General features: G+C 47.7%; 8 protein-coding genes. 7 read left to right on the plus strand and 1 reads right to left on the minus strand.

What is annotated here, in order from left to right:
• Window positions 1-22 precede the first annotated feature (22 nt).
• Window positions 23-4,801, minus strand: coding sequence for a DUF5057 domain-containing protein (locus tag MKX42_RS03900; protein WP_340751408.1), 4,779 nt, complete (start codon window positions 4,799-4,801; stop codon window positions 23-25).
• Between the two features lie 360 nt (window positions 4,802-5,161).
• Between MKX42_RS03900 and MKX42_RS03905 the strand changes: the two genes are divergently transcribed.
• The 7 genes from MKX42_RS03905 to pilO all read left to right on the plus strand — a co-directional run bounded on the left by MKX42_RS03905 (window position 5,162) and on the right by pilO (window position 12,780).
• A complete protein-coding gene (locus MKX42_RS03905; protein ID WP_340751410.1) occupies window positions 5,162-6,826 on the plus strand; it encodes a GspE/PulE family protein in 1,665 nt (554 codons plus the stop codon).
• 43 nt (window positions 6,827-6,869) lie between these two features.
• Window positions 6,870-7,919, plus strand: coding sequence for a type IV pilus twitching motility protein PilT (locus MKX42_RS03910; protein WP_340751412.1), 1,050 nt, complete (start codon window positions 6,870-6,872; stop codon window positions 7,917-7,919).
• A complete protein-coding gene (locus MKX42_RS03915) occupies window positions 7,919-9,124 on the plus strand; it encodes a type II secretion system F family protein (RefSeq protein WP_340751414.1) in 1,206 nt (401 codons plus the stop codon). Before MKX42_RS03910 ends, MKX42_RS03915 begins: the two co-directional genes overlap by 1 nt.
• Window positions 9,125-9,267: 143 nt before the next feature.
• The gene (locus MKX42_RS03920; RefSeq protein ID WP_339251761.1) at window positions 9,268-9,735 is read left to right on the plus strand and encodes a type II secretion system protein; all 468 of its coding nucleotides are present in this window, start codon (window positions 9,268-9,270) and stop codon (window positions 9,733-9,735) included.
• Window positions 9,736-9,815: 80 nt separating this feature from the next.
• Window positions 9,816-10,565 (plus strand): prepilin peptidase, encoded by a 750-nt coding sequence (locus tag MKX42_RS03925; RefSeq protein ID WP_340751417.1) that lies wholly within the window; start codon window positions 9,816-9,818, stop codon window positions 10,563-10,565.
• Between the two features lie 15 nt (window positions 10,566-10,580).
• Entirely contained in the window at window positions 10,581-12,212 is a 1,632-nt protein-coding gene (gene pilM, locus MKX42_RS03930) for a pilus assembly protein PilM (protein WP_340751419.1), read from the plus strand.
• Entirely contained in the window at window positions 12,196-12,780 is a 585-nt protein-coding gene (gene pilO / locus MKX42_RS03935; RefSeq protein WP_340751421.1) for a type 4a pilus biogenesis protein PilO, read from the plus strand. Before pilM ends, pilO begins: the two co-directional genes overlap by 17 nt.
• The last annotated feature ends 117 nt before the right edge of the window (window positions 12,781-12,897 follow it).

A 12,897-nucleotide genomic window follows, 5' to 3' on the forward strand; every position in this document is an offset into this window, starting at 1 on the left:
ACATCCGTTTCTTTGTGCTCAGCTAGTAGCGGTCTTCGTTGATAACATTGACTACAGCTGAAACCTTGATCTGAGGGTTCTCTGTAGAAGTCACCGTAATTTGCGTGGAGCCTTTCACCAGACCGGTGATAACCCCAGCCTGGGTGACGCTGACCACAGCTTCATTACTGCTGCTCCATGTTAGCTTGCCGCGCAGATCCTTATGTTCAATTGAGGCAGGAGACACTGACAGATCATTAATATTGAACAGGTCATGTTTAGTACCTACTCTGATATTGATGGGGTCCCTCAATTTGAGCCCTTCCAGGCGGGTTCCTACCGTGACATTGAAGGTGGCTTCAACAGGGTGCTCAGCGGGCGCTCCCTCTAAGGAGGCTTTTACAACTACCGGCCTGTTAAGGTCGGTAATCTTGAGGCCCAATAGTTCAATCTGGCTGCTGTCAGCGGACGGAACGATTTCTGCATATTGGCCGCCGTCGGCTTCCAGAGTCCATTCATAATCTGCCGGATCAGCGTCCAGCGGTTGAAGCACGACTACTTTTAATCTAATGCTCTTAGTAACGTTCACTTTATTCGGCCCGCTGATGGCAATTTCCCGCACTGGATTGATAAAGGTGACCGTAACCTCCTCTGGAGGTGTACCTCCTTTAAATGCCTTGGTCTTAGCGATGGCGGTCAGGGTCACTTTTCCGGACTTCTGTGCCAGGAGTGACGCATGATCCCTTACAGGAAAGGCCGAGTCAACGGTAAGAATTGCCCCTGCGGTGTTGCTGCCCTCTTTAATGGCCCACTCATATTGTTGAACGATATCGTCTACAGTATCGTAGCTGGCCAAGTAGTCTGTTGGAGTACCTACGTATGAAGCAGCAGGACCGCTGATATTCAGTTTTGGGGTTTTAACGGTAACTTCTGCACTAGCTGTGAAGGTTTGACCTGCTGCATCAACAGCCGTAAGTCTTATGGTGGCTACCCCAGGTGCAACCCCCCACACTACACCTGTATCAGAGATGGTAGCAATCCTGGAATTTAGAGACTCCCATTTGAGTGCTGGAGTGTTTGCATTATTAGGCATGATTTTTTTCAGCAAGTCCATACTTAGTTCGGTGTTGATCCGGATGGTCGCCCCTTGTAAGGTCAGGCCGGTCATCTTGACGTATGCGGTGAACGATAACTCTGCAAAATCCAGCGTGGTTCTCTCCAGGACTGGCGCAGGTGTCTGGCTTGGCGTTGGCGCAACGGTCGGTGTTGGCGTTGGCGCTATAGTTGGTGTGGCGGCAGGTGCTGTAGGCTGTGGCAGCCCCGTCTCTCCGCTGAACTTCACATTCATTGGAGTCCCTCCACCATTCAGAGAAGCGCCGATAATGTTGCCATGGACCCTACCGCTATTGAATTCAATGTCAGCCCGTGGGGCAAGAATAGTCCCTTCGATGTCGATCGAGCTGATGGTGAGTCTGGTTGCAGCATCTATGGAGCCGTTTGTTTTATTGTAAAAATTATAGATTACCTTCGAGCGTTGCTGCTCCAGTTCACTGCTTGAATATTTGTCGTCAATTTTGCAACTGTCCATACTGTACTTGTAATCCTCAATCGTTTTGTTACTTGAGCAGAATACAAAGGACGTGTTCTGTAATGTCGCAGTAGGACCTGTGACATTGAGAATGACGGTCGAACCTTTGGGGACATCAATTCCGACCGTATTTGTAATGGTCTGGCCGTTAATTGTGAAGATATTAATAGCCTTCGTTCCCTTGAGCAAGGTCTCGCCCCAGTTGTACCGTGTGGACTGGCCATTGTCAGAGAGGGCAGCAAGCGCGTCGGATTGTTCCTGCAGGTACTTGAATTCTGCAGCGAAATCAATCGGACTCCCCTGTTTAAAGTCCCCTTTGATATGCACATTGCTTGCAATTGACGCAGTTCCCCCCACAATTACATTACCATTAACGGAATCGTTGCTGATATTCAGGTTGCCACCGACGACCAGCGCATCCAGCGTATGCGGATCACCGGTGAAGCTGCTGGCAATCCCGCTGCTGCTGGTCGTGACATTGCCACCCGCAGCAATCGTTCCTTCGATTCCGCCTGTCCGGTTAATGTCCCCCCGAATGAATAGGCTGAAATCCTTAGCTATTCCAAGCGGCGGCATTCGGATGACCTGCGGTGGCGCTGGTGTCTGGCTGACTGTTGCAGCAGGTGTCACAGTTACGGTTGCAGTAGCCGTGGCTGCAGCCGTATTACCGGGTGTTGCAGACGCCAAATCTTCCTGCTCAGCATGAAGGTCCACGTAACTTATTTTCGAATGGTCCAGCGTATAATCCTGTTTCGCGGTAGCAATTGCCTTAATTTCGAAGCTGATTCCCTCTGCTGCATCAGGCACATAAGTCAATCCATCTGATGACAGCTTATAGGTGAACTTGCCAAGCTCCTTGGTAAGAGTGATACCGGAATCCTCACCACCGTTTTGTGTAAAGCCACTTGCGGCCAAATCACTGAACTTAAGGCTTGGCGGAAAAACCTCGGAATATTGGACATCGGAGATCACCGGCTCCTTGGAGCCAAGATCTAAGCTAAGTGCTGGAATAGGTTTTGGAATGATTTTATACGTGATCGTAAACGTTTCTCCCCGCTCCACCTTATCCTTGGATAACGACCTGCTAATAGACAGATTCGCTTGTACCTTCTCCACGTTGACTGTAATGATCTTGGAATCTAGCGCACCCTGTTTGTCCCTGGCCGTAATTTCAATCTGAAGTACGCCGTTCTCATGCAATGGATTATCAAAGGTATGGGTGACAGTCTCACCGGATAGAATTGTCTTCTTGTTCATAGCATCAACCTGTACATAGTTACCTGTCTGTTTGTCGCCAACCCATTTCCTGACGGTAATATCGGTAATCAGTTCTTTATCCTTGAGATCCAGGTCGGTAGCTGAATAGCTGACCGTTAACTTGTCATGATAAGAAGGCTTGGTGCTCATATTCTGCGGTGTATGCACAGTGATCTTCGGAGCGTGGTTGGCGCCGATGAAAGCACGGTACATGGTGTTGACGAATAACATCTGCTCCCAGTCCGGAAAGCCTGTGCTAGTGTGTCCCGTACCCGAGAAGGTGATATTGCCGACAGAATAGGTATAAAAGTGATTATAGCTATCATCCGTATCCCGTTCTGAACCTGAGATGTTGTACCACGGGATGACATCCGCCCGTTCCAGGTTAAGCGGGAAGAACTGGTCATGTGTCGTAGCAACGGTATACCGGCTGGAGTTGCTTCCACTCTTGTCTAGGATGAATGGGTATTGCGTCATTAGCCCCTGGTTGACGGGCACTACCTTAGTGGACGGGTAAATCGCATTACCGCCCAGATAAGTCCGTGGCAGAGCTTGTCCAACCATGTCATGGAAATAGTAACTCCAGTAATTCAGGTTATTGGCGCTTTCTTTGTAAGGCGCATCCTGTTCACGGAAAATGGTATCGTGCGTCAGCATCAGACTTTGCTTTGTTTCCTCAGCGAAGGCCTTGACTGCCCGGGCAGCCGCTTCGGATAGCATCGGTGTCGTGGCCCGGTCATACATGTCCAGGAAGCCAAATACGACCATGTCAAAGCTCCCGTTAAGTCCTGAGGTTCTGTCATCAGCACTGGTATGCTCGGCAATGTAGTTATTGAACCAGGTCATGTCATGAGGTGTAATGGTTAGTTCGTAGTAATCAGGATTTTTCAGATAAGCTGCTTTCATGTTTTTGGTGTTGAGCAAGTTACTATCGGTCTTGCCGGCAGGCATTATCTGTAGCACCTTGATCTCACGCTTAACGCCTTTGTAGAGAATGTTGCCGGTGTCGAAATCCTTCAGTCCACTTAAGGTACTTACTTCCATTCTCCAATACAGAGGCCCGGAGAAGGTGGAAGGTAAAGTGTAGCTTAAGGTATCGGTACTTGAGGTTACTTCTTTGGTGGCAACCGCAGTCTCCTCTGTCATCGGCAGGGAGGAATCCACATTTATATAAAGCTTGATGCGTACAGTATTAGTTCTTAAGTCAGGGATATTGTTGAGTTTAATAGGAAATTCAAGGATATCTCCGGCTTGATATAAGGTTGTAGAGCCTTTGCTGTAACTGTCCGGCTTGTGAGTAATGGTTAGTCTCGGCCGTTGTTTAAATGCCGACATTTGCGGCCAGCTTTCATTCTTAACCCCTGTTGTAAAAGTATCGAGTTCATTCTTGTTCTTCAGAAAAACTACATTGGGGCGGGTCGAAGTGCGGTAAGGGTTGAACGTTTCGTAGAGAACACCTTCAGTACCTTTTGCTTTCTGCTCAGTGAAAGTCTCTTCACGAAGGATAACATTCAAGCCTTTGTTAATATAGTAATCGGTGATCTCTTGGGCCTTAAGGTGTGTAATATCATTCTCAACATTGATAGTCTTATGTGCCGACTTGCGTTCGTCTTGGGTAGAATTGCTGTTACTGTTTACGAGATTTTTGCTAAAAGCTCCCTTGCCGATGTAAATGGCATCATATTTGCCGTCCCAATTATCACGCAGAGATACAAAGCGCTTCATAGTCATTGTATCAATCTCGATGCTTTCTACCCCTTGAAGACTATCGAGTTCACTCAAGGGGTACTTGTCATTGGCATCCAGTTCTAAGCTTGCAGTACTGGTGGGATCTGTGATCTCCAGAATACGGATCGTGTATGTATTATCAACTGCATTAACGGATAAAACAAAAAAATGAATGCTTAAAGCGATTAGCAGCGCAACGAATATCCCCCCTGAGAAATAAAACCATGTTCTCCGCCGGAATAATTTCATTCAGCATCTCCCCCGATAAGAAGTGGAATAATTGGTTGATAGATTTATCGAAAATTTTCGCTAAAATTGTCTAACAATTGGAAATCATAATTGTAAAAAAAACAGTTATGTGCTATATATCATTCTAGGACAATTTACCTTCATAGGCAATAATAACATATGTAAAAGATACCTTAAATTTAAGCAATTAGAACTATAAAATCAATGAATTATCAGAAAAACACTTCTGTAACACGCAAAGTCCTGGGCAAGATAGATTTCGATTTTTTTCGGAAAAATGGAAATTTACTTTCCACTTCTGCTAAATGTTATGAGGTTCGAATATTGAGGAATTTAAGTGAGAGCTGGGGATGAGCTACTGTGCCAATCATAAAAAAAAGACTTGGAGATTTGTTGGTAGACAACAGCATTATCTCGCAGGAGCAGCTGACTGAAGCACTGGCGGAACAACGCAAAACCAAACGAAAGCTTGGTGACTTGCTGATCTCGCAGGGCTACATTTCAGAACAACAATTAATCGAAGTATTGGAATTTCAGCTTGGTATACCACACGTTAGTTTGTTCAAATATCAGATTGATCCGGCTATCACACAAATTATTCCGGAGAGCATGGCCAAACGCTATCAAGTGCTTCCCTTCATGAAGGAAGGCGGCAAGCTGATGGTCGCTATGGCTGATCCGCTGGACTATTTTGCTATTGAAGATTTGCGGATGAGTACAGGATTCAGAATTGAACCTGCGATCTCTACCAGGGATGAGTTGCAGCGGGCGATTGCCCGTCATTATGGTATGCGTGATTCTATGAGCCAAATGATGGTAGAGTTGCCCACTCAGGAAGAGATTGAAGAGACCGAGATTACGGATGAGGATTCACCAATAGTCCGGCTGGTCAATCAGATGATTCAGCAGGCAGTAGCCTTGCGCGCATCCGATATTCATGTAGATCCGGGAGAGAACAACCTCTCCATCCGATACCGGATCGATGGAACACTACGGACAGAACGTGTAATTCCCAAACAGATGCAGGGCTTTATCACCGCGAGATTGAAGATTATGGCGAAGCTTAACATAGCAGAGCGCAGGCTTCCGCAGGACGGACGCATCAAGATGCAATTTGATTACAAGATGGTTGATATCCGTGTGTCGTCCCTGCCGACTATGCATGGAGAGAAGATCGTGCTACGGCTGCTGGATCTCAGCACTGGCGTCAAATCCGTAGACAGTCTTGGCTTCAGTGAGTCGAATGCTGCTGTATTTAGAGAAATGATTGCCAGACCGTACGGAATTTTGTTGATTACAGGGCCAACGGGAAGCGGGAAAACAACGACCTTATACTCTGCCTTGAACCAACTAAATGTGGAGAGTACGAACATTATAACCGTCGAGGACCCGGTAGAGTATCAGCTTGAAGGGGTCAATCAAGTGCATGTGAATGCTGCGGTCGGTCTCACCTTTGCGGCTGGATTGCGATCGATTCTGCGTCAGGATCCCAATATCGTTATGGTCGGGGAAATACGTGATACTGAAACAGCAGAGATAGCTGTCAGAGCATCGTTAACCGGACATCTTGTTCTATCTACATTACACACCAATGATGCTATCAGTACCATTTCGCGCCTTAGGGATATGGGAGTTGAGCCTTATTTGATTGCCTCGTCCCTTATAGGAGTAGTTGCCCAGCGGCTTGTGCGTAAAATCTGCCCGGACTGCAAAGAAAAGTACACGCCGTCGGAGCAGGAAGCGATCATGCTGCGGAAATACGGTCTGCCTACAGACTATTTGCACCGTGGACGGGGCTGCGGGAGTTGCAGCACTACAGGATACCGTGGGCGAATGGCCATTCATGAAGTCCTGACGATAGACGACCACATGCGGCAATTAATTACCAATCTGGCATCTGTTGATGAATTGAAGGCTGCTGCCCGGCAACGCGGGCTTGTACAACTAATGGAGGATGGCTTTCTTAAGGTTACACAGGGAACTACAACACTCCAAGAGGTCCTGAGAGAGACTGTATCGCAATAAACAAGAATTGATGTATCTTATCATGCGTTGAGGAGGATAGCCAATGTCTACTTTCACGAGGAACATCATAGAACTGCTCCATAGGACCTATACCTCCAAAGCTTCGGATTTGCATATCTCCGTAGGGTCTGCACCTGTAATCAGAATTGATGGAGTCCTGCACCCTGTTGAAGGAGACCGGGTCACGGCTGCGGAATCACAGGCAATGGCAGAGGTGCTTATGGGGAAAGGGAATAGCGGTATTTTCAATACTGCTGGAGAAATTGACTTCTCTTATCCGCTAGATAACGGAGTACGTTACAGGGTCAATGTGTACCGGCAGCGGAGCGGGGTAAGCATTGCAGCCCGTTCTATTCCTGCGGAGATCCCGTCACTACAGCAACTATCCATGCCGCTCATTCTGGAGAGCTTGGCCAAGAAGCCGCAAGGTCTGATCCTGGTGACAGGCCCTACGGGCAGCGGCAAGTCCTCCACACTGGCAGCAATGATTCATTCAATCAATCAATCGGAGAGCAAACATATCGTAACGCTGGAGGATCCCATTGAGTTCTTGCACAGTCATGGTAAGTGCTTAGTGGATCAACGTGAAGTCGGGAGTGACACCCACAGCTTCGCCAGCGGTCTGCGGGCGGCATTGCGGCAGGATCCGGATGTTATCCTGGTCGGTGAAATGCGTGATCTGGAGACGATCTCGGCAGCCGTTACTGCGGCTGAGACAGGGCACCTGGTACTGGCAACTCTACATACAACGGATGCACCACAGACGATAGACCGGATTATCGATGCTTTTCCAGGCCATCAGCAGAATCAGATTCGTTCGCAGCTGGCTTCAGTGATGCTAGCCGTAGTCAGCCAGCGTCTATTCCCAAGAGCCACAGGCCGGGGGCGGGTATGTGCAACGGAGATTCTGGTGAATACACCGGCCGTGGCCAATTTGATCCGCACGGAGAAGACACATCAACTAAAGAACGTCATGCAGACCAGCAGGGCGCTGGGGATGCACACACTGGAGATGAACATCCGTGAACACCTTGCGGGTGGTCTTATAACTCCTGCGGCAGCCAAAGCCTATATGAGCGAGGTGAACGGCTAATGGCATTATTTGAGTACCAGGTTAAGACACCGGCAGGCAGACCAATCAAGGGGAAGCTTACCGCTACGGATAAACCAGCTGCCATGGACGAGCTCCGTAAGCGTGGTCTTACCGTATTCTCACTGGTCGAACGTAAAACCTCCCTTCTGCAGATGGATATTTACATAGGAAATCCTGTTAAGACGATTCACTTTATTATTTACTGCCGCCAATTCGCTACGCTAATGAGGGCTGGAGTATCTATCGTAGACGCCACGCGGATTCTGGCAGAGCAGACGGACAGCAAGCCGCTACGCAAAGCACTTCAGGATGTAGGTTCCAGCCTGCTGCGGGGGATTCCGTTCTCCCAAGCCGTGCAGGATCACAAGCGGATCTTCCCGCCGCTGTTTGTCAGCATGATCCGTGCAGGTGAGGAATCGGGAAATATGGAAGGGACGCTGGAGCGGCTGGCGGTATTTTTTGAGAAACAGCATACAACGACTGAAAAGATAAAATCCGCGCTGACTTACCCCATCACCGTTGGCGTCATGGCTGTCGGGGCAGTTATTTACCTGCTGTGGGCGATTGTGCCGCAGTTTGTCACCATGTTCGAATCAATGAATGCAGAGCTTCCTGCAATTACTAAGATGGTGCTGGCGCTCAGTAAGAGTATTCAGGGCCAATGGTATTTCTGGATATTGGGAGTACTCCTCTTGGTGGTTGCTTATCAAATAACGAAACGTACCGAGAAAGGTGCATACGCGCTTGATTATGCCAAGCTGAAGGTACCCGTTTTCGGTAAGCTCAATCAGAAGGGCTCGATCGCGCAATTTACCCGGACCTTCTCATCACTCTATGCAAGCTCTGTACCGATTCTGCAATCCCTTGCCATTGTTGAAGAGGTGGCAGGAAATAAGGTGATTGGTCGTTATATCCGCAGTGCAAGTGATTCGCTGAGACAGGGAAATCCGCTCTCTGATCCGCTTAAGAAGGCATGGGTATTTCCGCCGCTGGTGACACAGATGATCGCCATCGGTGAAGAGACAGGGGCCCTAGATACGATGTTATCAAAGGTCGCTGATTTCTATGAGATGGATGTGGAGAATACAGTGGACCGATTGAAATCATTGCTGGAGCCACTTTTGATAGCCTTCCTGGCAGGAATCGTTGGGGTAATTGTAGCAGCTATTATGCTGCCGATGTTCAGTCTGTACGGTAATATGTGAACCTTGCGGTTCCTTGAAGATATTGAGAGGGGTGACGCCGGACAGACGGCGCAGAGGCCGAAGCTAGGCAGCGGGAAAGTTGCAATACAGGATTTAATTTCTGTCGGAATATCACATACTACTAAATTCAAGGGGGACACGAAATGTTAGCACAGGCGATCAAAAGAAGACTTAGTAAGAAAGAGAACCAAAAGGGGTTCACGCTGATTGAGTTACTGGCGGTTATTGTTATTTTGGGGATTATTGCGGTGATTGCAGTTCCAATGATTAGTGGAATTATAAATAAAACCAAAGTAGATGCTGATCTAGCTACTGCTCGCCAAGTGTACGAATCTGCAAGACTATACGTAACAGCAGAAAAACAGGGCGTATTCACAAGCACTAGTGGAATGACTGTAACCGTAGCAGAGTTGAAATTGAAGAAGTATTTAGATAATGGGATAGTCCTACCAAGCACCAAGGAACCTCTTTCAGGCGGTAATGTGTATTTTGACGCAGATGGTACTTTAGTTAATCTTGTGGCTGTAGATCTTAGAACATCTACTCTAAATACAGATTCAACAATGAAGAAATACAAAGAGACCGAAATTCTTTCAACAGAAAAAGAGTGATTTTTACTATTGTATATTTTAAGGAATCGGACTCATTCCGGTTCCTTTTTTAAAATCCCCGAAAGGGACAACCATCAACTATGACTACATTTATCGCAATCTATATAACGCTGCTAGGTCTGACGCTTGGCTCTTTCTTCAACGTAGTAGGTTTGCGGGTACCGGCAGGAGAGTCTCTGGTGCATCCGCCATCGCAATGTCCTAAGTGCAGGACCAGGCTTACGGGAATGGATTTGATCCCGGTGGTCAGCTATCTGTTCTCGCGGGGGAAGTGCCGGCATTGCGGAACTCCGATATCCCCTGTGTACCCGCTTGGTGAAGCGGCGACAGGATTCCTGTTTTTGGTGATGTATCTGAGATTGGGGCTGACCCTTGAGGGCGTTACCGGAATACTGCTGGTGTGCCTGGCGGTTATTATTACGGTCTCTGATCTGAGATATATGCTGATTCCTGACAAGGTTCTGCTATTCTTCACGCCGCTCTTCCTGGTGTTAGTTCCTTGTTTGGCAAAGGTTTCGCTGGGGGCTCATCTGCTGGGCGCTTTATGCGGAGGGGGCATTCTGCTGCTGTTGGCTCTCTTCGGGGGCATGGGAGTTGGTGACGTTAAGCTGTTTGCATTGCTGGGCTGGATTATCGGATGGCCTAATGTTATTTTGGCCTTTCTTATAGCATGCGCCTTGGGGGCCGGAGTGGGCGGTATATTGCAGTGGTCCGGGGTCATTCAGCGCAAACAGCCTGTTCCGTTCGGGCCATTCCTGGCGCTCGGCGCACTGCTGTCGTTTCTGTTCGGCCCAGACATCATCAGCGCATATCTTTCGTTTATCGGTTAGGGGGAACATCATCGGATGATGGGATTAGGTCAACAAACAGTCGGGATTTCCATAGAGGAATCCGCTATCCGCTGCGTCAGCTTGAAGAAGAATAAAACATGGGAAGTCCGCAAGAAAAAGGTGCTTCCATTACATCCCGGTATAATTGTTGAGAATCAGATTGCGGATGGGGAGTCGCTGCTGGATATTCTTAAGCCCTGGGTTAAGAAGCAGGGCCTTCGCGGAGCTAAGGTATCCTTAGCCATCCCGCCTGCTCAAATCATAATCCGTAAAATGAGTATTCCCAGCACAAATGAGAAGCAATTGGAGCAGCTTGTGAAGCTTGAGGTGGAGACGGGGCTGCATCTGCCTTTTGAAAATCCGGTATACGACTATGTAACTACTAGTGTTGATGAAGACCAGAGCCACCTGCTGGTATTTGCGGCACCGCGTAAGCCGATTCAGGATTATATCGATATCTTGGAAGCTGCGGGCTTGCGGGTAAATAGTATCGAAATATCCGCAACAGCGTTAGCCCGAAGTATCATGCTGAATCAAGGTCAAACCTTTGCAGAGACGATGCTGATCCATTTGGAGCGTTCACTGCTGGATATTTATATGTTCCGTGAGGGGAATCCTGTCTTCATCCGAACCATTAATGTCGCTGATCTTCAAGCAGGCAGGACAGAACCGATGGCTGTTCCTGGGCGGGAAGAGATCTCCTACAGGTCAGAGGTAGCTGCTGCTTATGAAAGTGCAGAGGAGCGTTTGTCGCCTGAGCAGATGCTGGAGATTACGGCTGAAATCTCACGGATGCTGAATTTCTATCAATATAGTCTTCATGACGGAAGTACAAGAATCAGCAATATTCTGATTACAGGAACACCTGGTATACGCGGTCAACTGCATGAGGAGTTGAGCCAGTCCTTAGCGGAGCAGGAGATTATTCCTTTGAGCCTGGATCAGATTGAGGCCAGCGCGGCGAGAAGCGAGGATCAGCAGTTGAACAGCTACCGGATAGCTACCGGAGCTGCATTAGGCTATGGCCGAAAGCATATTAATCTTTTGCCGCGAGAAGACCGTGAAGCTATGATGTTTCCTTATTTGGTCATTGCACTCGTTGGCATTTGGATGCTGGGCATGGTGGGGACGGGGATCTTTTATACAGCCAATAAGGGACAGATTAGCAATCAGTCTGAGCAAATTCAGGGTCTGAAGGACCGGGGGGAACTACTTCAGCTGGAGCTCGCCAAGGCTAACAATGGAGGTTCAGGTAAGCTGGACCGTAAGACTGCCGTTGAAGCGATTCTAAAGTATAAACAGAATATCGTTCCTATATTAAACGAGCTTGCATCTGGTCTGCCGAAAGGGGCTTCGTTTAATAGTATTGGCTATACGTTCCATAATTCTATTGACCTAACAGTGAAGCTGTCCAAAATGGAAGATGCGGCTAAATATCTGGCTGAATTGCGTGAAATGTCCTTCACTGTAGACGTTGTTGTTCAAAAGTTGTCTGAAGGAGATTTATCTGGCAACCTACCATCACCTAATACTCTAAAAAGCTACTATACAGCGAATTACCATGTTAACTTGGTTAAAGATCGGCTGCAAGAATCTGCTGCTTCTACAAACCCGGGGGAGGAGAATGAGCATGGAACAAATCAATAAATATCGTTCACCAATTGTGCTTGGCGTTCTTGTTTTGTTTCTGCTATTGTTCGCTTTCTTCTTGCTAGGATTTCAACCTACAACTAGTAAGATTGCAGAGCAGGAATCAGAGATATCGCAGTTGGAACAACAGAACCGACTCATGGAGAACAAAATACAAGAGTTTAATAGTTCAACGGCTGATAATGGTGCGCAGGATGAGCTTCTAGCCAAGCTTCCACGAGGAGACAATAGTGAGCAGTTAATTATTGACTTACAAACTATTGGAACAATGACCAATGCCAGATTGAAGGATATCGGCTTTGCGGTGGAGGATAACAATCCAGCTCAGGTTATGACGGGTTCTTCCGAAGCTGCATTTCCGGCAGTAAAGACAGTGAGGATGGATGCACTGGTAGAAGGGACTTATAGCAATGTCCTGAGCTGGATGAATGCATTACAGCTTCTGCCGCGTATTATAAATGTGGATTCATTCAGCTTCCAGCACTCTAGTAATGCCAAAAATATGATTTCAGCAAGTATTACTTTCACAGCATACTATGAGAAGTCAAAGGATACCGCTGATTAATCCCGCTCCCCCAACTCTGCCCCCATTTACACGGGGGCAGAGTTTTTTTACGCATTTCCCCCAATACCCGTTTATACCCCCGGGTGGTTTGGGTATTACAGCTTACGGGCTATTGTA

Source organism: Paenibacillus sp. FSL R7-0204 (genome assembly GCF_038002225.1).
In the GTDB taxonomy this organism is placed as follows: Bacteria; Bacillota; Bacilli; order Paenibacillales; family Paenibacillaceae; genus Paenibacillus_AQ.

Excerpts from the sequence above, each read along its gene's own strand:
- MKX42_RS03900 (WP_340751408.1), bottom strand. The coding sequence starts at position 4,801 with ATGAAATTATTCCGGCGGAGAACATGGTTTTATTTCTCAGGGGGGATA.
- MKX42_RS03910 (WP_340751412.1), top strand. The coding sequence starts at position 6,870 with ATGTCTACTTTCACGAGGAACATCATAGAACTGCTCCATAGGACCTAT.
- MKX42_RS03915 (WP_340751414.1), top strand. The coding sequence starts at position 7,919 with ATGGCATTATTTGAGTACCAGGTTAAGACACCGGCAGGCAGACCAATC.
- MKX42_RS03920 (WP_339251761.1), top strand. The coding sequence starts at position 9,268 with ATGTTAGCACAGGCGATCAAAAGAAGACTTAGTAAGAAAGAGAACCAA.
- MKX42_RS03925 (WP_340751417.1), top strand. The coding sequence starts at position 9,816 with ATGACTACATTTATCGCAATCTATATAACGCTGCTAGGTCTGACGCTT.
- pilM (WP_340751419.1), top strand. The coding sequence starts at position 10,581 with ATGATGGGATTAGGTCAACAAACAGTCGGGATTTCCATAGAGGAATCC.
- pilO (WP_340751421.1), top strand. The coding sequence starts at position 12,196 with ATGGAACAAATCAATAAATATCGTTCACCAATTGTGCTTGGCGTTCTT.